The following is a 20,490-nucleotide window of genomic DNA, read 5'->3' as shown; positions in this document are numbered from 1 at the left end:
GCCTTTTCGCCCCAGCTTTAGCTGGCAAGGCGAAACGGACAGCGTAAAGAGCCCCGCTCCTGGGGGAGCGAAGCGTTGAACTCCTTTACCCGGGCATGAAGAGATTGGATGAATCCATCATTTCGACATCATACCAAGAGTCGTCCCCCTCAAAAAGCACATCCAGGCGGACGGTCTTTGAAATGATTCCAGTGAAGAGGGTCTTCTGTATTTCCATATTGGAGCCTTCGCAGACTTGAAGGGTTCGAATTTTCTTTGCTGGCAGTATTCTTTCAAGAAGACTTTTGCAGAGTGCCTGGTCATTCATGATAAGGCTGAACATTAAGTCTTTTTTCAACGGCAATTGAATCGTATTTATGCTGTCATTGATAAGCATGTGCAATTCCTTTCTATGATGACGAATAAGAATATTTCTGTAAATATATGGTATAACACTATTATAAAAGGAATACAAACTAATGTAAATAATTTACTGTAAATAAAAGCAAAAAACGGCTGATGATTCTATCAAAAGCCGTTTTTCCTTTTATTATTCTGGCAATCCGGGATTCACCCAGACTGTCTTGTTGTTGGTGAATATGACCATGCCTGGTTTTGCGCCGGCAGGTTTTTTGACATATCTGACTGCCACGTAGTCTACCGGAACGTTTTCGGAAGTGCGTCCTTTACTGTGGTAAGCGGCAATCGCTGCGGCCTCGAAGATATCGCTCTCAGACAATTCTTTGCCGTCAGTCTGCACGATTACGTGAGAGCCGGGGATGTCTTTGGTGTGAAACCAAATGTCTGCCTTTGAGGCAGTTTTTAGGGTTAGATAATCATTCTCTTTATTGTTTCTGCCCACCAGTACGGTGAATCCGTCGGTAGTTTCATATCTGTGGGGTTGGGGCTTGTACTTTTTCTCTTTGAAGGTGGTTTTTCTGCGCCTGATGTATCCCGTTTCAATGAGTTCCGTACGCAGGGCTTCAATCTCTTCGATGCTATCAGTATTATTTAAATAGCTTAGAACGGATTCTAAATACTTGATATCATCGTCTACTTCTTCTAGCTGAATCTGCTTCTCCTTGACTGCCGTCTTTGCCTTCCCGTAACGTTTGAAGTACTGCTGCGCGTTTTTTGCCGGCGTATGACGTTCATCCAGGGGAATCTTCACGGTGGAATTGTCATAGTAGTTGACGACTTCTACTGATTTATCGCCAGGTTTGATCAAGTGCATATTGGCAGTCAAAAGCTCCCCGTAGAGCCGCAAGTCCTCTGAATTTTCGGCCTTCAATAGATCCTCTGAAAGACGCTGTTTTTTCAGATACAATTTGTCCAAAGTGGTGGTGACCGATTTAACCAGATCGTGAGACTTCTGTCTGGCTCTGTTGGAGGATGCCTTGTTGTCAAAGTAGTAAGCCAGACATTGGCTCAAGGTTTGAAAGTCCATGCGCCTGGCTGCGTCTTCGTATTCTGTGAGGTCCGTGATATGGAATTCCTGCGGAACGTCCTTTTCGTCGAGATAGACGCGCGGCACGAAGGTGCCGCTGGCGATAGATTCGAGAATCTGCTGCAGAAATCCATAGCGGTCTTTTTTCGCTGTCAACTCCCAAGCAATGGCGGGAGAAATACCGCCGACCTGAGAGAGAATGGCTTTGCTGTTCGCATCGATGGCTCCCAGCTGATCTGCCGTGATGACTTTGAAGGGAATTTTGTCTTGGACCGGCGGATACTCGTACTCTTTGCCTGGCAGCACCTGACGAACCCTGTTGACGTCGATGGAGACCCGCTTGATGCTGTCGATAATCTTCCCTGTAGTCATGTCGACTAAAATGATGTTGCTGTGCTTGCCCATGATTTCGAATATCAGCTTCTTAGATACGTTAAATCCCAGTTCGTTGAGGGTTTCGAGAGAGATTTCTATGATCCGTTCAGAATCTTTTTGAGAAATTTCCACGATTCTGCCGCCCTGCAGATGTTTGCGAAGCAGCATGCAGAACGCCAGAGGGACAGGGGGATTCTTTGGGTTCTCCTCGATAAAATGCAGCCTGGCGTGGGCGCTTCCCACGGAGGCGAACAGCTTTACGTTACCGGTTTTGGTGTGTATATGAAAAACAAGCTCATCATTTTCCGGCTGATAAACTTTTTCTATTTTGCCTAAATAAATCTTGTTCTGCAGCTCTTTTACCATAGCGCAGGTGATGATTCCGTCAAAAGCCATAATTGAGTTCCTTTCATTCGATGGTGGTGAGTTCTTCCACGATGTTCTCTTTTTTTTAGATATTTTCTATTGTACCCTTATTCGTATTGATTTGTCAACGACCGCGATTTGTGGTAAAATATATGTATTATCATTGCCTTCCGTTGACGAAGGTAACGTATAAAAGATTGGAGAACCACAGATGATAAAAAGCATGACTGGCTTCGGAAGAAGCGAATATAATGACGGAAAGAGGAACATAATCGTTGAAATAAAGTCGGTAAATCACAGATATTCTGATATAACAGTAAAAATGCCCAGACGGTATTCCTTTGTTGAGGACAAGATCAAGACTACAGTCAAAGAAAAAATCAAACGAGGCAAGGTGGACGTCTCAATTATGGTGGAAAACCTGACTGAAAACGATGTGAATATCAAATTAAATACGATGGTTGCTCAGCAGTATTTTGACAATCTGCGCGCACTGCAGGAAGGCTTTGATGTATCGGGAGATATTTCGCTGCAGATGCTGGCGGGAATGCCAGACGTGTTGAAATCCATACCGGATGTAGATGACGAAGAAGAGATGACGAAATGCATCCTAGCTCCTGTAAAGGAAGCATGTGTAAATTTAGAGAAAATGCGCGGCATAGAGGGAGAAAAACTAGCGGCGGATCTGGTCATGCGCGGGGATATCATCAAAGGGCTGGTTGACCAAATTGAAGAAAGAGCAGACCTGGTACCGAAGGCTTATACTGAGAAGCTCAGAGAGCGAATCAAAGAACTCATCGGAGGCAGCGTGGCCATTCCTGAAGACAGAATTTTGGTGGAGGCGGCAATCTTTGCAGATAAGTGCAACATCACGGAAGAGCTGACCCGGCTCAACAGCCACATGGATCAACTGAAATCCATCATTTCTAAGAGCAGCCAGCCTGACGGCAAAAAGCTGGACTTCCTCGTACAGGAGATGAACAGGGAGGCAAATACCATCGGATCAAAGGCTAATGATATCGAAATTACCAATTTGATGCTGCAAGTCAAAGCTGAAATAGAAAAAATCAGAGAACAGGTACAAAATATCGAATAATTCCGGCTGATTATTCTTGAAGTAACGGAAGAAAAATGCTATAATATTAACTCATATGACAGACGCCGGAAGTGCTGAAGCGCCCTGCATCTGCCGCAAGCTGCCCTGGTCCTTGACAAGGGAAGCCTGCAAGGAGCTTCGCTCCGTTTGAAACGCAACAACAGCTTTGAGGAGAAAACAATGGATAAAGCAGAACATTCAGGAAAACTATTTATTATATCAGGCCCATCAGGCGCTGGTAAAGGAACGATTTGCCAGAGGCTTGTAGAGGAGAGCAAGGTTGAGATCTCTGTTTCTATGACGACCAGGAATCCAAGACCTGGTGAGATTGATGGCAAAAGCTATTATTTTACAGAGAGAGAGGATTTTCTGACCGAGATAGAAAAGGGTGGTTTTCTTGAGTATGCTGAAGTATACGGCAATTTTTACGGCACCCCTAGAGAAAAGGTAATAGAAAAGCTGAGCAATGGCGTCGATGTGGTTTTGGAGATTGATATCCAGGGAGCCCTTAAAGTGAAGGAAGCCTACCCCAATGGGATTTTTATCTTTATCCTGCCACCGTCTATGGCAGAACTTCGCAAGAGAATTACAGGTCGCGGTTCAGAGACAGAAGAAGCCATCAATCTGCGGCTATCCCAGACTTTGAAGGAAGTATCATACATAGATAAATACGACTATTGTGTTGTCAATGGTGATTTAGAAGAGGCAGTAGCAAGAGTGAAAGCCATCGTTATGGCAGAACATTCGCGCGTGTCTCAGAGTATTTACAAACTTATTGAAAAGTACAAGGAGGAAGTTTAATGCTATACCCATCAATCAATGAAATAAGAAAGAAAGCCGACAGCAGATATACTATCGTTGTCATGGCTGCCAAGAGGGCCAGGGACATCATCGATGGAAAACCTGTATTGACAGATTGTGAGATCAACAAACCGGTGTCCATCGCTGCCCACGAAATTGCAGAAGACCTGATCACATATAAGCGCGAGAATATAGAAGAGATGGAAGGTTAACGGACCTTAATCATACAAAGCTAGCGGCATGCTGTAATCAATATATTTATACAGACGCCGCTTTTTTGTTGGCAGGATTTTACGGCAAATAGTAATATTTTGTCGACTGATGTCGCATTTTGTTGGAAAAAGTAGGTTTACTCCCTTAGATTTTTTTCTACTACTATTTTACAATTTAGGTAGAGAATGGATTAAATGATAAAAGGAGGAAATGAAGTATGAACGAAGAAAAATATATTCCAATCATCTGCGGAAAAGAAACAGCAAAAGTCAGAGTAAGTGATGTAGTCATGGTCATGAAGGATAAACGGAAACTGCGTATTGTTACCGACGAAAAAGAGTATGATTTTTATGAACGTATGGAACATGTAGAGCCGCTCCTCGACAGTCGTTTTTTCTGTTGTCTCAAGGGTTGTTATATCAACCTGGAGAAGGTGATCTCTATGACGGATCAGACGATTTACTTTGATAACGGCTTCACTTTTGGTTTAGGCAGGCAGAATTTTATCAAAACTAGACAACGATACAAACTATATTTGAAAAAAACAGCGATAAAGTGAGAAAAAAGCTTGCAATTTCAAGCAAAATAGCATATAATTATTGTCGGCTCGTCCTTGAGCCGATATTTTTTAATAACATTTATTATTTCAAATTTGCACACCCGGTTGTTTTGCTAGGTGGTGCCGCACGAGAGATGCGGTTTTATGCACGCGAGACCGAGTGGAAGGTTAAACCAGGAGGAAACAAAATGGCAGTAATTTCAATGAAACAATTACTAGAAGCTGGTGTACACTTTGGACATCAGACGAGAAGATGGAACCCTAAGATGGCTCCTTACATCTTTACAGAGAGAAACGGAATCTATATCATCGACTTACAGAAGACTGTAAAGAAAATCGAAGAAGCATATGATTTCATGAAGGAAGTTGGAGAAAGCGGAAAGCCAATCCTTTTCGTAGGCACAAAGAAACAGGCGCAGAATGCTATCGTTGACGAAGCTAAAAGATGCGGACAGTACTTTGTAAGCGAAAGATGGCTGGGCGGAATGCTGACCAACTACAAGACAATCAGCGGAAGAATCAAAAGACTGAACGACATCGAAAAGATGGAAGAAGACGGAACTTTTGAGAAGCTTTCCAAAAAAGAAGTAATTAAACTGAGAGCTGAACACGATAGATTAGAAAAGTTCTTAGGCGGAATTAAAGACATGAAGGGAATGCCAGGCGCATTATTCATCGTGGACCCTAAGAAAGAAAGAATTGCAGTAAAAGAAGCTAGAATTCTTGGTATTCCTATCGTTGGAATTGTAGATACTAACTGTGATCCTGATGATGTAGATTACATCATTCCTGCCAACGACGACGCAATCAGAGCTGTGAAACTGATTGCCGGCAGAATGGCTGACGCTGTTATCGAAGCAAACCAGGGCGAGAGTTTTGATGAAGGTCCAGCTGAAGGAGAAGCAGTAGAAGAGGCTGCAGCTGAAGCTGCTGCAGACGCAGAATCGTTTTAATGATAAAAACTACCAATTAGATACGACAAATTCAAACAATGGAGCATCGCATATCGCTGGCTCTTTTGAGGATTTAAGCATAAGGTCTCCCTGGCAATTTACTCCGTAAATTGGGGCGAGAACCATTAGGAGGGAAAGAATTATGGCAGTAACTGCACAATTAGTAAAAGAATTGAGAGAAATGACTGGCGCAGGCATGATGGACTGCAAAAAGGCATTAGTTGAGACAGATGGCGACATCGATAAAGCTGTTGAAGAACTGAGAGAAAAAGGATTAGCGAAGGCTGCTAAGAAGGCTGGCAGAATTGCAGCAGAAGGTCTGGTTCAGATCGCATTTTCTGACGACCATAAGACAGCATCTGTTATTGAAGTAAATTCTGAGACAGACTTTGTCGCTAAGAATCCTGAGTTCATCGAATTCGTAGATACACTGGCAAAGAAAGTCATCGAAAAAGAAAATCCTTGTATGGATTGCTTCATGGAAATGCCGTACGGTGACGAAGGCACTGTCAAAGATGCTCTGACAAACAAGATCTCCAAGATCGGTGAGAACATGAACATCAGAAGATTTGAGAAGATGGATACAGAAGGTGTCGTTTACACTGGATATATTCACGGCGGCGGCAAAATCGGCGTACTCGTCGGTATCGAAACAGAAGCGACTGCTGCTGAAATCGAGACAGTAGGGAAGGACGTAGCTATGCAGGTTGCTTCCATGAATCCTAAGTTTGTCAATGAAACGCAGGTAGATCAGGATTGGCTGGCTTCCGAGACAGAAATCGCAAGACAGTTACTTCTCAATGAAGGAAAGAAAGAAGAACTTCTCGACAGAATCATCCCTGGAAAAATCAAGGCGATCCTGAAAGAAGTATGCCTGGTTGACCAGAAGTTCGTAAAGAATGGTGACATTACTGTTGCACAGTACGTGGATGAAGAAGCTGAGAAGATCGGCAAATCAATGAAAGTTGTAGAAATGGTTAGATACGAAGTAGGCGAAGGAATCGAAAAGAAAGAAGAAGACTTCGCAGCAGAAGTAGCAGCACAGCAGGCTGCGGCAGCTGCAAAGAACTAATCTAATCTGAATGATTTAGTTCCAAAACCCTTGAATACGCTGTATTTCAGCGATTCAAGGGTTTTTTAGTGCGAAAAATTAGGGTGTCATAACTTATCACAAATTACCATGTTTTTGGGGCAATTGGGAGTTTTTTGGGGACTGGTCCTCTGTCAAGATAACGGACAAGATTTTTGAATCAAATTCTGACTTTCATTATGCAGCACTGCCTGCAATCGGCTGCTGCAGATTGCAATCATTTTCATACACCATAGGAGAACGGAATGCTTATAATCAAATTTGGGAGCACGTTCTTTATCATAATCCTTCTGTAATTTACTATAATTTTGTGATAGAGAGGGAACGACGATGAAAAGAATGATACTCAGTTATATAGGGACCTTTGCGGGACTTGCTGTTGCGGCTTTTGGAATTGTGGCTTTTGTGCTGACGTCCGGAATTCTGATCGGGAGTTCAACCGGTGTTGGCAGAGTGGTTCATTACCTGTTTGACATTCCTGTTTCTTATACAGTGTTTGCGTTTAACGGGATTCTGTTTCTGACAGGGCAGATGAAAGCAGAATGAATCGTATTAGAAATGTAAGAGCAGTTTTTTTACAAGCATGGAAGAAACAATCGGTTCCACTTTTCGCATTTTATTCCATAAAAAATCTGGGCAATTGACAGTGCGCGCATTTGCAGTATGCTGAAAAGATATATATAAAAGAATCATACGGTGGTAAAACAGGTTTTTCAGCAATGTGATTATTAAAGAATCAGAGGACATATAGAATCATAAAAAAACAGGTATCTGCTGAATGAAAATCAGAGAGATGCCTGTTTTCTTAATTGTTGCTAATTATGTTTTCTGCCTAAACCATTCATTTAAAGCTTTACAGTGGTGTATTAGTATTCTATAAGTCTTGACAGAGCAAGGGCTGTATACAGACTCATGACTTCGGGCATTTTTAAAAGATCTATTCCAAGCAGCCTCTCTGATTTTTTTATACGATATTTTACCGTATTTTTATGGATAAACAATCGGCTGGAAGTTTCCAAAATATTTCCCTGACAGTCAAGTAAAAAAACCGTAAGTGTATCCAGAACATCTCTGCCTGCAGAATCTTTTAAAAGAGGCTGCAGTATCTTTGTTGCGGTCTTGAGATCTGTCTCACTGCTTTCCAGAATTTCACGGCAGGTTTTTACGAAGTACAGGCCGTGACAGGTGAAAACATTCTGGTATGGGAATATTTTGCATGCAGTCTCTATATTTTCTTCTGTTAAAAGGAAGGACGAACATACTTCCTCTGTGGATTTGTGATCGTGCCATGTGCTGCTGCACAGGATTAAACCTTTTTGCTCATCGCAGAGAACTTCGTCTATAAATTCCTGTGGAAATTCAGCAAATGGATTATTGGCCGCATCAATAAATGCGACAACATAGTCTTTAAATACATCGACGAGCGCTGTTTTTTCATTACCCTTGAGAAAGGCAGACAGCTTTGCTGCAAGCCAGCCCATATTGTCTTCTGCATCTTGCTTCTTTTCTTTTCTGCAGAGAATCCATATAGTGTCAAAAGAGCTGATATCCAAATGAAGTGATTGGGCTATGCGCTCCATTTCGGCAGGTCGGTTATTTAAAATCGCCTCTAGAAGTATGTCGGTATCTGCTCTCTTAAATGTATTCTCCCAGATTGTTGATACGAGCAGCAGTGTTTCAGCAATCTGCGGTAAATAAGCAGTATTCAGTGTGCTGCCTTCGTCGATGCCGGCAATGAAATATCCTTTTTGGTTTTCGATATCAAGGGTTGCGCAGTAAATCTTTGCATCCATGCCGTTAATATGCATTTCAACAGGTTCACTGAAGTGCGGGTTTCGTAGACGAAGCTCAACAATTGAGTTCAGGTTCTGTTCATCCCATTCCGCGCCAAAAGGCCAAGGGGCGAATCCGCAGACATTTCCCTTCCGGTCTGCAAGAAGCAGTGAGCAGCGAAGCCGGTCGCTCAGGATACGAAGAACAGTCTCAATATTTCGGTTATGAGCTTTCAGATGAACAATCTGATTGATGATATTTGGGACGATGCTGATTTCCTGCCTTTGATTGTCAGTTATTATACGCATTGCTTCAGAGATGAAGTCACTGTAACGGTGATTATAGCGGTTCGGAGGCATCATAATAAGAGGAAAATCCAGCTTATCTGCAATTTCTATTACTTTTGGATTGACTTCTTTGACAAAAATTCCGACATAATACAGAATCAGTCCGACTTCTCCGGAATCAGACAGAAGCTGAATCAGTTTACATTGTGCTTCGATATCGTCTTTAATAGATGTAAGTGCGCTGATGATAATCTGGCTGCCAAGAAAAAAACCTTCCTGTTCCAACATAAATAAATCTACATGTTCCAGTACTGATACGCATGAGACATCTCGGTTAATTCCGCCTGCTCCTGCGATGACTTTTGCTTCTCTCAGTGAAGGAAGCTTCAGACAATCAGCTACAGTAATACTCATAAATTTCCACCGTCCTAATTCTGATTATTGTACAGGATTGTATTCTATTATAATCCTTCTTTCTTAATATCGCAATTATCATTCTTTTGTTTTTTTAGCTAAAAAAGAATCATCAGGTTTATCAGAAACAACATATACAGAATTATCCGTAAAATCGTATAATTTTAAATGTGAAAGGTAAGCTGTAATCAAATTGTTGCGGCAATGTATTGACTGAAAGTTGGAGCAAAAATGCCCGTTAGAAATACAGCGCAGAGAGGAGAAATTTTTATATGAAACTGAAAATTATCAACCCGGCAGTTGGAATCAGTCAGGAGCAGATAAAGGCCTGGCAGCAGTATTTATCGGAATTTCTTTTGCCGGATACAATATTGGAGTTTGAGAATATTCCATCAGGGTTTCCGGCACTTGAGAATAAAACACAGGATATTATAAATGGTGCAGAGGTTTTAAAAATAGTGGCAAGAGCACAGGAAGAAAGTGTACAGGGGATTTTTATTAACTGTTTCAATGATCCCGCGGTACTCGCAGCACGGGAGTTTTCTGATATTCCGGTGCTGGGACCTTATGAACCTTCCGTCTTATTTGCATCCATGCTGGCAGACCGTCTGGCTGTTATATCGACAGACCAATATGGTCTTTTATCTGAAGGCAGAAAAGTTTATGAGTATAAAACCGCAGACAGAATTTACAAAATAATGAATGTAAATCTGAGCGTTCTTCAGCTTTCTAATCATAAACTCCTGCTGAACCGCCTGATTGAATGCTGCAGAGAATTAGAGCAGGAACAGGTCGGCGCTGCGGTACTGGGCTGCACGGGAATGTGCAGCATGATTGAGCCGCTTAAGGCAGAACTGCATGAAAACGGAATTCATATACAGGTGATTGAACCGCTTAAAGCAGGCGTCACTTCACTTGAGTATATGGTTCGGATGGGATACAGCAATCGGATTTATGGAGCAAAAATAGGTGCGTTTCCTGATTAGATACAGGAAGTGTATATAATTAGAAACTTAAAATTTACGATATCATAGGAGGGTTAAAAATGAGAATTCTAAATGAACGCGATGCAAAAGCAATTATTTATGCAACGGCACTGATGGGCGCAGGCGGCGGCGGTTCACTTGCCCACGGACTTTATTACTTAAACACTTATGCTGAAAAGCATGAAATTGCAGTTAAAATGATTTCCGTTGACGAAATGGAAGATGATACTTTCGCAGGGGTACTTGCTGGTATGGGTTCTCCAGTGAAATTCAGAGAAAGCGGCACAGACTTTCTGGTTGAATCTGTGACTGCTTATGAAGGACTGAAGGAAAAGGCGGCATTCATGAATCGCAGGCTGACAAATGTCTTTCCGATTGAATACGGTGCAGGAAATTCTTTTGTTCCAATGCTGACATCTATGGAATGTGACGCGCCGTTTGTGGATGTGGATCCTTGCGGACGAGCAGTACCCGCCTTGAATACAACACCTTTTGCGATAAACGGTCTTGCAACGGCACCGTGCGTGATGTCAAACGGAAAAGGTGACAAAGTAATTGCAGAACCTGTAGATCCTTATGATGCAGTCGGTCTTGAAAATCTCTGCAGAAATGTCTGTGTGGCATTTGATATGGTGATGGGAATTGCCGGCTGGATAACAAGCAAAGAACAGATGAAGAAATTCCTTGTTCCGGGTGCGTATACAAAGGCGCTGCAAGTCGGTCATATTCTTCTTGATGCCATAGAGAAGAACCTTGATGTCAGCGATGAGATCAGCAAAACGGTTGAATGCAGGGAGCTGTGGCGGGGAAAATTGACCAAGCACGAGCTTGCCGTAGAAAAGGGATTCGATTACGGCAGAACCTATTACGAAGGAATCGGAGAATACGCAGGCAGACAGTTCAGAATTGATTATCAGAATGAAAATCTTGTGGCTTATGAAGGAGATGAAGCACTGCTTACTGTACCGGATTTAATCTGCACATTGAATCTCGATACAGGATGCCCACTTACAAATGCTGAGCTGGAAGAAGGACAGAATATTCTTGTACTTGCAATGCCGGCTCCGAATGCCTGGTATATGTCTGAGGACGGATGGAACTGCTGGGCTCCGTTCCTAGAAACCATCGGTTATAAAGGAGAACAGGTCCGCTACTAATCAGAGGAATGAAAGGAGTAATCTGATGAAAATATTAAATTTGCCGCCGATTATCAATACCGGTTTCGGCTCACAGGAAATGAATGACTACATTGCAAAATATCTGCTCGCTGATACGGAAATGGATACATGGCATCTGGATTACGGTCCCAGCAGTATTGAAGGAGAATTTGACGAAGCACTTGCAGCTGCCAATGTAGCCCTGAAATGTGTTGAAGCTGAAAATGCAGGATATGATGCAGTTTTTGTCAACTGCTTCGGGGATCCCGGCGTTCGTGCGGCGCGGGAGGCAGTCAATATTCCTGTTTTTGGAGGCTTTGAACCGATTGCATATTATGCTTTAGGCACTGCAGACAAAATCAGTGTTGTTACGGTGCTGCCGGAAGTCGTGCCGATGATTGAAGGCGAAATTGCAAGATATGGGTTGGAAAAACGCTTCACGAAAGTTCGTCATGTCAATATTTCGGTACTGGACCTGGAAGAACTGGACATTTTGATTAAAGCAGTTACAGAGGAAAGCAAGAAGGCGATCCGGGAGGATGGTGCCGGAACCATCGTTCTCGGATGCACTGCGATGGCAGGAGTAAAAGAAGAAGTAGAAAAAGCACTGAATGCAGAAGGTTACAGAGTTCCTGTCATTGAGTCTGGGCAGGCAGCTCTGGTAATGCTGGAAACCTTTGTACGTATGAATCTTTATCACAGTCGCATTACCTATATGCCGCCGAGAAAGAAAGTGCGGAATTTATGGCAGACTGAAAACAAAGATAATACTGCAGTATAATAATAGAACAGGAGGATAACTCAATGGCAAAGAAAAATAAAGTGCTCAGCGTTGAAAAAAGAGCGCTGGCCCGTGTAACAGAAAGTGAAAAACAAAGCTGGTGGAGTATTTCTTTTATCTGGATCGGTATTCTGATCTGTATTCCGAGTCTTATGATCGGCGGAACCTTAGCTGATGGGCTGACGATCTCACAGGTTGTAATTGCAACTGTCATTTCTTACAGCTTGATCGGTGGACTGATGACTTTAACCGGCATTATCGGCGGCGATCTGGGGCTGCCTTCGGCGATGTGCGCCACTAAGACTTTTGGAGACAGTGGCGCCAGCTATGTGATCAGTGTTATTTCATTTGTGTCCAGTATCGGCTGGTTTGGTGTGCAGACTGCGACCTGTGCTGCAGCATTCAGTACGATGATGCATATTTTCGGAATCGGATTTCCACAGTGGGCAGGATGCATTTTGTGGGGCGCAATTATGCTGGCAACCTCTGTAACAGGGTATTCTTTCATGAAAATACTCAACTATGCAGTAGTGCCTTTTCTGGTAATTACCTGCGCATATGGTGCGATACATGGTATTAACCTTATGGGGATGTCTGAGCTGATGGCATATACACCTGCGGAACCGATGACGATGACCAGTGCTGTTTCTATCTGTATCGGAGGCATGGCAGTCAGTGTAGTAATTTCTTCGGACTATTCCCGGTATTCCAAAAGCCGCGCAGATACATTGAAAGCTTCCTTCTTCGGTGTTCTGCCTGCAGGTGTGATTATGGTGACCATCGGCGGAATCATGGGTGTTACAACCGGTCAGTCTGATATTACACAGATGTTTGTAAATATTGGATTTCCTATTATCAGTATGATGATTCTGGTACTTGCAACATGGACAACCAATACCGGAAATGCTTATGTGGCAGGTATGGCATGTATGAAAATAGGCAACTTCCGCGAAGAACTTCGCCCTCGCGTGACTTTGATAGCAGGAGTAATCGGAATTGCGATGGCACTTACCGGTCTTGCTAATTCTCTGACCGCATTTCTCAATGTGCTTTCTGCAATTATGCCTCCTGTAGCTGGCGTTATGATTGCGGATTACTATATTTTCGGAAAAGCGAAACCGGAAAACTGGTATAGAGTAAAAGGCATCAACTGGATTGGAATTATCTCTTGGGCAATCGGCTCTGTTGTAGGACTGTTCTTCAGTTTCTTCAGTGCAGGCTTCGACAGTATTCTGGTAGGAACCATCGCATATGTTATCTTAAATGCCTTGCTGGGAAAAACCGTACTTGCCGGTCAGGGCCGTATGCCCCTGCCAGGGGAAGAAGATGAGGAGGCTGGCGCGTAATGGATAACGGAAATTTATTCAGCTTTTTCCGCAGGATCACGGAGATTCCGAGAGATTCAGGCGATGAAAAAGAAATTGCGGAGTATCTTCTCTCCTTTGCGGAAGAGCGGGGGCTGGAAGCAGTAACGGATGAGGTACATAATGTCGTGATCCGAAAGCCGGGAACTTCCGGCTATGAAGAGGCGCCGGCTGTCGTGCTGCAGAGCCATTCAGATATGGTGTACATAAAGAGTGACGACAGCAGCCATGACTATCAAAGTCCGTTAAAGGTTGTGGAAAAAGACGGATTTTTAAGCGCGGAAGGTACATCACTGGGTGCCGACAACGGAATAGGCATGGCAATGACTCTGGCGATTCTAGACAGTGCGGATTTATCTCATCCGCCGCTGGAAGCATTGTTTACGACCGATGAAGAGACCGGTATGGATGGTGTCAGCCATTTATCTCCTTCCTGGCTGAAGGGAAGGCGGATGATTAATCTGGACAGCGAGTGGGAAGGCATTTATACTATTGGCTGTGCCGGCGGTGTAACACCTGTGCTGCGCAGAAAAGCCGAATGGGAAGATGCGCCTTCAGACTGGCAGTGCTTCAGGCTGATACTGCGAGGACTTAGCGGCGGACATTCCGGTGTAGAAATTGATAAGGGGCGCGGGAACGCGATTCGTATGCTGGCACGAGTACTTTATGCAGCTGAGACGAGATTGGGAATCTGTGTGAGTACAATGTCAGGCGGAAGTAAAGGAAATGCGATTCCGGATTATGGGGAGGCGGTGTTACTGGTTGAGAACGCCGATGCTCTGAAAAAACTGACAGAAGAATTTGACACAGTTTTTCGAGATGAACTGTCAGCTTCCGATAAAAATGTCAGACTCTCTCTGGAGCCGTGGAACAGGGAAGAAAACTGCAAGGTTCTGACAGCAGAGGTACTGCAGGACATACTGATGCTGCTTCTGAATCTTCCTGTCAATGTGCAGACCATGAGTATGCATCTGAAAGATTTAGTAGAAAGCTCAAATAATATCGGAATTCTTCGCTGCGATGAGAATGAATTAACGGTTACCTGTTCAATCCGAAGTTCTGTGCGTTCGCTGAAAGAGATGATGTGTAATCAGATGGCAGCGCTTGCTCATGGCGCTCATGCAGAAATCGGATTCAGCAGCGACTATCCTGAATGGGCTTTCTGTGAAGATTCGCCTTTGCGAGATAAAGCAGTTGAATTGCACAAAAAGATTTATGGAAAGGAACCTGAAATTATTTCTATTCATGCCGGACTGGAATGCGGATTCTTTAAGGAAAAGTATCCGGATATGGATATGATTTCTACAGGGCCTAACCTGTTTGATGTACACACGCCGCAGGAAAAATTAGAAATTGCGTCTGCACAGCGGGTTTATAGATGGCTGATAGAACTGCTTGCCGAATTGAAAGATTAAAATCAGATAATGATTACCTGAATTAGCTGCTTTCAAAATCGGCTGAATAGCTGACCTGATCGGAATAGAAAACAGGCTGTGAAAATAGAACACATATGAGAAATGACACATTTAGCTGGGACATATGCCGAATGTGTTATTTTAATTTGCGCTCTGAGAGTACAAATTATAACGAGTGTAAGTGATAGTACGGAGAACACAAAGGATATGCAGGATAGAATAGATTGAGGAAAACGAACACCATCGCCCGTAAGAAACGCAGAGAAACCAAAACGGGATGGTGAAATCGAAAATTTGGGATTCACACAGAAGCAGGTAGCTGCAGCTCAGAAATAGCATAACAGATGGCTGCTGCAAAGAACTAATATGAATACTCTTGTTGTGAAACCCTTAAATACACTGAATTTCAGTGATTCAAGGGTTTTTAAAGGTTCTATGTCAAATGTTGGGGTAGAGCACATAAAAAACAATTCTGCAGGGCAGCACATGCTGCCCTGTTTTGTTACCTTAAGACGACATACAATGCAGTATCCTTTTCCTGAACCGCTCAAAGTTGCGCATCCCATAGGCATTTCTTTTTATCACCTTGATGCGGTTGTTGCACCCTTCGGTATATGCGTTGCTCAATCCTGTCCTAAATATGTTTAGGATCTCTTCCATCCAGTCCGCATATGTCCATGCACATTCCGTAAACTCCTCGACATCAGCCGCATTTACTGCCATGAACCAGTCAGAGAGCCATTTCTTTGCCTCATGCACGTCTTTGGAGCCCATGACCCCATTACATCTGGTTGAGCAGGTAGTATGCGGCGGCGAGGCCTTTTGAGAGGGAGAGCATGGGGGATACCTGTTCCAGCTGTTCAGGAGCAGATTCCTGGAACGCTTGAAATACTTCCGCCGCCCTTTCGCTAAGTCCTTCTGTACTCGTTTCCTCACATTCTCCATGGCCCTGGTTGCCTGTTGTACCACGTGGAAACTGTCAGCCACAATTTCAGCTTTTGGAAAGCATCTGCGGGCAGTCTCCCGGAACAAGCTGCTCAGATCCATGACCACGTATCTTAACCTGGCTGTGGTTTTTAAATTGTCCGAAATAGCGGCACAGTTCGTCCTGCCTGCGGCTGGGCAGCACGTCCAGGACTCGTTTTTTCTTCGGGTCCGTCAGGATGCACTGGTACCTGTGCCCGCCTGAATTGCCCCTGAACTCATCAATGGAGATCACCCGGGGCACGGATGGGTCCTGCGTTCCATGCGGATGACAATATGCGTCTGCTGCCCGGCTTCATAGATATCCTCGAAGATGGCGCCCTTCAGGCCTGTGACTGCCTGTAAAAGTTGTGATTCCATTTTTGACGGATCTTCTGTACAATGGTTCATGAGTATGACACACCTCGTTTCATTTTGGTTTCATCGCTTTAAGTGTAACGTAGAATGTGCTCATACTCCATTTTTTTACAAGAAATGCTGGGGATGCTTTTCAGCTAACCCCAACATTTATTATAGAACCGTTTTTTGTTGTGCAAAAGGCGGATTTAAAAGTGTTCGTTCCATTATTTCCTAAATAAATAGAAGATTCCCTCTAAATAATAGGCACTAGTTGTATTTTTATAGACTAACCTAAAGTATGAATTTACTGCGTTTAGATGGTAAAAGCAATTCTGTTTAATATATTGAAAGGAAATCATTGATTCATGAATATATCTTTGAACATGCAATTGCAATTCATGATTCAATGAACCTACCTTATATCGTAGTAGAGAGGAGAAATTATGGAAAAGGAAACGAAGATGAGACAGCCTCGAGCGCCTCATTTCTGGGAGGCGATTGTGTCGTTCCTGGGACTGATTGCTGTAATGTCTATCGGAATTATTATTTTTGGAGTGGATCCCCATATCCCAATGTTTATTGGCGTAATCATTGCTGCATTGATTTCACTCAGATTAGGTTACAAGTGGGAAGCAATTGAGGAAATGATGGTCACGGGTATTTCCCGGGCTATGCAGGCAATCTTGATTTTGACGATTGTTGGCATGATGGTAGGCGTATGGCTGCTGTCGGGCACCATCCCTACGATGATTTATTACGGACTTAAATTATTATCACCATCTGTCTTTCTAGTAGCCAGCGTTTTGATCTGTTCGATTACATCCCTGGCTACCGGCACTTCATGGGGGACTATGGGAACCATGGGTTTGGCTCTGATGGGTATCGCGGCCGGTCTGGGTATGCCGATCGGTCCGACGGCAGGTGCGATTCTGTCCGGGTCATATTTTGGAGACAAATTATCCCCGCTGTCAGATACGACCAATCTGGCTCCCGCCATGGCTGGAACAGATGTATTTACACACGTAAAGTACATGATCAAAGCGACGCTTGTCGCCTATGTGATTGCTCTGGCATTCTTTGGCATTTACGGATTTATGCACGCCGCATCTAATAATGTGGATACGTCGCAGGTGTCTGAGCTGATAAACGGCCTGCAGGCCACCTACAATATCAATCCAATTCTGCTGCTGCCGCCGTTAGTGGTTATTCTGGCTATTGCTCTTAAAGTGCCGGCAATTCCGGGAATCACCCTGGGCGTCATCGTAGGCGCAGTTCTGGCCCCGATCTTCCAGAGCAACGTAGCAATTTTTGACCATGATACTTTAGAACTGCTGCATCATGGCGCTAGCTTCGGAGATATCCTGGTCGTCGCAAGGAATGGATTTACCTGCAATAGCGGGCTGAAAGCGCTGGATGATTTACTTACGACTGGCGGCCTGATGAGTATGGCGTCCTCCATTCTGATGACCATCATTGCTATGATGTTCGGCGGAATCATGGAGGGAACCAGGCAGCTGGAAGTCATTATCAACAAGATTACAAAGTATGTAAAGAGTGGTCCGGGACTTATCGCTGCAACAGAGGCTACTTGCATTGCTTCAAACGTCGTCATGCCAGAACAGTACATCTCTATCTTAGTTCCAGGAAGAATGTATGCAGGCGCTTACAGAAAAGCCGGTTTCCATCCGAAATCATTATCCAACGCTTTGGAGTCAGCCGGTACGGTCACTTCCTGTTTAGTTCCTTGGAATACCTGTGGTATGTATATCGCAGCAACCTTGGGTGTCACCGCTGGTACTTATCTGCCGTGGGCAGTGTTTAACTACGCTATGCCAGTCGTAACACTATTGATGGCGTTTATCGGCATCACTATAACCAAGATGACGCCAGAAGAACAGGCCAAGGCCGATGCGGGAGAACTAGTGTAATCTCTTTCTACTTGTACACGACCTTAAAATAGAGTATATAACCCCCGGTTTCGCTGGAAGTATTCGTGAAGCCGGGGGTTAAACTATTCCTACATCTAATAGGTTGGTAAGTAACAAACTTTTGTGCTATACTTTATTAAGTAACCGTAGGGAAAGGGTGGAACTGATATGCGATGGAAGCCAAAGGGACGTCTATTAAAGAATAAGATTCTCAAATCTGGAGTTGTCTTTACGTTAATCATATTTTCTGTGCTGGCTGTAGGCTGCAGTATGAGCAGCACAGAAAAACAAAAGGCGAATGACCTGGTTTCTAAACAGAAGGACGATTTTATAAATCAAGCAATCCTCCAGTATGGACAAGATACAAAAGTCAAAAATATCCGGGCGGAAACACACACGATTTATAATCCTCTTTTTGGCGTACCCAGTGAAAGAAAGACGACAGGAAATCTGGCAGGGGATATTACAGCTGGTAAGGAAACCTTTCGCGGCGTATATCTGCAGGAGACAGGCAAAGTGTACAGCGACAAAAACTATGAAAACATTGTCCATACAGTCAAGTCTTTTGTTGGAATTAAAAATGCAGACCTTTTAGATGTCACATTGACGGATTCAGCCTATCAGACATACTATCTGCCTGACGAGATAACTACTTTTACAGATATGTTGGAAAATCAATATTTTATGCTGGTTCATGTTTACACGACGGCGGATTTGAGCCATTTTACCAAAGGGGATTTCGCAAAGCTGTACCGTTTCTATGGGAACTATGAGGAGGAAGAGGGGTATGTGGTAATCATTCAGCTAAAGGATGATTCCAACCTGAAGGCTCTGCAGAGAGCAATCAATTCCATCACCTTTGAATACGAAGACAGCCATGGAAGGGTATATGACAACGACTCTCGCGGTTATGTGGACGCCTTTGAAAAGTATCAGATAGAAGGCGCCCTTTACCTGGACAAGACAAAATTTATATATAACCATTGAGCTTTCGTAGCACACAATAGACTTGATAGAGGAGTGTTTTTATGTTTTTAGAAAATTATACCAGCGGTATGGAATACTGGAAAGGCAGGATTGACAGCACCACAGATTATGATGCCTTTCGCTGGCATCAGTGGGTGAGACCGCTGAATCTTAACGAAGAGACTGTGGCCTTTGATGGAAAATTAGGCTTTGCCTTTATCGGTTTCTGCAGCGATCAAGGCGTAAAACGAAATAAGGGCAGGGCGGGTACGGCCTTGGCGCCAGGCTTTATCAGAGGGCAGATGGCAAATCTTCCATGTGCCTTTACACAGGAGGTTGCGCTTTATGATGCAGGCGATATTCAATGTGACGAGATATCCATGGAAGAGGGGCAGCGTCTTTTAGGCATCGCTGTTGAAAGAATTTTAGCCCTCAACCTGTTTCCGCTGATCTTAGGCGGCGGTCACGAAACGACATTCGGTCATTTTCAGGGGCAGCTGGCCGATCAAAGCCTCAGAGAGGGAAGACCCGATATTGGAATCATCAATTTTGATGCCCATTTTGACCTCAGGCCATATGACAAGGGGAGATCTTCCGGTTCCATGTTCAGCCAGATTGCTGATATATGCTATGAAAGAGGGATGGCATATCACTATCTGCCCCTAGGTATACAGCGGCACAGCAACACAGTTCAGCTGTTTAAGATTGCACGGGAGCTGAATGTAGACTATATCTTGGCAAAGGATATTCAAAATACCAACTATTCCTCAATTCTGGAGAAGGTCGATGCTTTTATGTATGCCTGCGATTCTTTTTATATCACCATCTGTACCGATGTTTTTTCTTCGGCATTTGCCCCTGGCGTCAGCGCGACCCAGTCCCTCGGCGTAGACCCGGAGGTGATTCTACCGATTATCAAACATATTTTGAGAACCAGAAAGGTGAGAGGCTTTGATATCTGTGAGATTTCACCCCGTTTTGACCAAGACAATACCACAGCCAATCTGGGCGCTGTCATTATTTTTACCGTCGTAAGCACTTTGGCGAGATTAAATCAGCTGGATGTGGATCTGTCGGACTTCTGATTTTATGCCGGAGAAGGCGCACCTTACATTTTCAATAATCTGAGTTGGCCCACGGTTTTGCCTGCAATGAAATAGCCGTTCCAGCCTGCCCGGATACGCTGGACCGCTCAGCCTGACCGAACCAAGCGTACC

General features: G+C 43.8%; 19 protein-coding genes and 1 pseudogene. 15 read left to right on the top strand and 5 right to left on the bottom strand.

Annotation, left to right across the window (positions count from 1 at the left end; all coding sequences use genetic code 11):
* Positions 1 to 85: 85 nt before the first annotated feature.
* Both BN6539_RS21035 and BN6539_RS21030 read right to left on the bottom strand, forming a co-directional pair.
* Entirely contained in the window at positions 86 to 307 is a 222-nt protein-coding gene (locus BN6539_RS21035) for a hypothetical protein (protein WP_207645119.1), read from the bottom strand.
* 222 nt (positions 308 to 529) lie between these two features.
* The gene (locus BN6539_RS21030; RefSeq protein ID WP_067542952.1) at positions 530 to 2,197 is read right to left on the bottom strand and encodes an Rqc2 family fibronectin-binding protein; all 1,668 of its coding nucleotides are present in this window, start codon (positions 2,195 to 2,197) and stop codon (positions 530 to 532) included.
* Between the two features lie 181 nt (positions 2,198 to 2,378).
* Between BN6539_RS21030 and BN6539_RS21025 the strand changes: the two genes are divergently transcribed.
* The 7 genes from BN6539_RS21025 to BN6539_RS20995 all read left to right on the top strand — a co-directional run bounded on the left by BN6539_RS21025 (position 2,379) and on the right by BN6539_RS20995 (position 7,425).
* Positions 2,379 to 3,263: a YicC/YloC family endoribonuclease gene (locus BN6539_RS21025; protein ID WP_067542949.1), complete on the top strand. Its 885-nt coding sequence runs from the start codon at positions 2,379 to 2,381 to the stop codon at positions 3,261 to 3,263.
* Between the two features lie 180 nt (positions 3,264 to 3,443).
* Positions 3,444 to 4,064 (top strand): guanylate kinase, encoded by a 621-nt coding sequence (gene gmk, locus BN6539_RS21020; RefSeq protein ID WP_067542946.1) that lies wholly within the window; start codon positions 3,444 to 3,446, stop codon positions 4,062 to 4,064.
* Positions 4,064 to 4,276, top strand: coding sequence for a DNA-directed RNA polymerase subunit omega (gene rpoZ / locus BN6539_RS21015; protein WP_067542943.1), 213 nt, complete (start codon positions 4,064 to 4,066; stop codon positions 4,274 to 4,276). Before gmk ends, rpoZ begins: the two co-directional genes overlap by 1 nt.
* A gap of 218 nt (positions 4,277 to 4,494) precedes the next feature.
* A complete protein-coding gene (locus tag BN6539_RS21010; RefSeq protein ID WP_067542940.1) occupies positions 4,495 to 4,836 on the top strand; it encodes a LytTR family transcriptional regulator DNA-binding domain-containing protein in 342 nt (113 codons plus the stop codon).
* Between the two features lie 188 nt (positions 4,837 to 5,024).
* Entirely contained in the window at positions 5,025 to 5,789 is a 765-nt protein-coding gene (gene rpsB, locus BN6539_RS21005; RefSeq protein ID WP_067542937.1) for a 30S ribosomal protein S2, read from the top strand.
* A 142-nt stretch (positions 5,790 to 5,931) separates the two neighbouring features.
* Entirely contained in the window at positions 5,932 to 6,861 is a 930-nt protein-coding gene (gene tsf, locus BN6539_RS21000; protein ID WP_067542934.1) for a translation elongation factor Ts, read from the top strand.
* 348 nt (positions 6,862 to 7,209) lie between these two features.
* A complete protein-coding gene (locus BN6539_RS20995) occupies positions 7,210 to 7,425 on the top strand; it encodes a YitT family protein (protein ID WP_067542931.1) in 216 nt (71 codons plus the stop codon).
* 320 nt (positions 7,426 to 7,745) lie between these two features.
* Here the strand turns inward: BN6539_RS20995 and BN6539_RS20990 are convergent, their stop codons facing one another.
* Positions 7,746 to 9,353, bottom strand: coding sequence for a PucR family transcriptional regulator (locus BN6539_RS20990; RefSeq protein WP_067542928.1), 1,608 nt, complete (start codon positions 9,351 to 9,353; stop codon positions 7,746 to 7,748).
* A 272-nt stretch (positions 9,354 to 9,625) separates the two neighbouring features.
* On the opposite strand from BN6539_RS20990, the gene BN6539_RS20985 reads away from it, so the two are divergent.
* The 5 genes from BN6539_RS20985 to BN6539_RS20965 are packed head-to-tail and all read left to right on the top strand — an operon-like array spanning position 9,626 to position 15,056.
* Positions 9,626 to 10,339, top strand: coding sequence for an aspartate/glutamate racemase family protein (locus tag BN6539_RS20985; RefSeq protein WP_067542925.1), 714 nt, complete (start codon positions 9,626 to 9,628; stop codon positions 10,337 to 10,339).
* Between the two features lie 59 nt (positions 10,340 to 10,398).
* Entirely contained in the window at positions 10,399 to 11,496 is a 1,098-nt protein-coding gene (locus BN6539_RS20980) for a DUF917 domain-containing protein (RefSeq protein ID WP_067542922.1), read from the top strand.
* 25 nt (positions 11,497 to 11,521) lie between these two features.
* Positions 11,522 to 12,277, top strand: coding sequence for an aspartate/glutamate racemase family protein (locus BN6539_RS20975; RefSeq protein ID WP_067542919.1), 756 nt, complete (start codon positions 11,522 to 11,524; stop codon positions 12,275 to 12,277).
* A 23-nt stretch (positions 12,278 to 12,300) separates the two neighbouring features.
* Positions 12,301 to 13,623, top strand: a complete 1,323-nt coding sequence (locus tag BN6539_RS20970; protein WP_067542916.1) for a cytosine permease — start codon at positions 12,301 to 12,303, stop codon at positions 13,621 to 13,623.
* Positions 13,623 to 15,056: an aminoacyl-histidine dipeptidase gene (locus tag BN6539_RS20965; protein WP_067542913.1), complete on the top strand. Its 1,434-nt coding sequence runs from the start codon at positions 13,623 to 13,625 to the stop codon at positions 15,054 to 15,056. The genes BN6539_RS20970 and BN6539_RS20965 overlap by 1 nt, the downstream gene beginning before the upstream one ends.
* A 507-nt stretch (positions 15,057 to 15,563) precedes the next feature.
* Here BN6539_RS20965 and BN6539_RS20960 read toward each other — a convergent pair.
* Positions 15,564 to 16,275 (bottom strand): annotated as a pseudogene (locus BN6539_RS20960) (ISL3 family transposase).
* Complete coding sequence (locus BN6539_RS22525) at positions 16,272 to 16,430, bottom strand: hypothetical protein (protein ID WP_156524191.1); 159 nt, start codon at positions 16,428 to 16,430, stop codon at positions 16,272 to 16,274. Before BN6539_RS22525 ends, BN6539_RS20960 begins: the two are co-directional and overlap by 4 nt.
* Positions 16,431 to 16,822: 392 nt before the next feature.
* Between BN6539_RS22525 and nhaC the strand changes: the two genes are divergently transcribed.
* The 3 genes from nhaC to hutG all read left to right on the top strand — a co-directional run bounded on the left by nhaC (position 16,823) and on the right by hutG (position 20,358).
* Positions 16,823 to 18,307, top strand: a complete 1,485-nt coding sequence (gene nhaC, locus BN6539_RS20955) for a Na+/H+ antiporter NhaC (protein WP_067542907.1) — start codon at positions 16,823 to 16,825, stop codon at positions 18,305 to 18,307.
* 168 nt (positions 18,308 to 18,475) lie between these two features.
* A complete protein-coding gene (locus BN6539_RS20950) occupies positions 18,476 to 19,294 on the top strand; it encodes a hypothetical protein (protein WP_067542903.1) in 819 nt (272 codons plus the stop codon).
* Positions 19,295 to 19,335: 41 nt separating this feature from the next.
* Positions 19,336 to 20,358 (top strand): formimidoylglutamase, encoded by a 1,023-nt coding sequence (gene hutG / locus BN6539_RS20945; RefSeq protein ID WP_067542900.1) that lies wholly within the window; start codon positions 19,336 to 19,338, stop codon positions 20,356 to 20,358.
* Positions 20,359 to 20,490: the final 132 nt, after the last annotated feature.

Origin of the sequence: Emergencia timonensis, from assembly GCF_900086585.1 — a bacterium.
Taxonomy (GTDB): Bacteria; Bacillota; Clostridia; order Peptostreptococcales; family Anaerovoracaceae; genus Senimuribacter; species Senimuribacter timonensis.
This window is presented reverse-complemented; position numbering and strand designations above follow the sequence as displayed.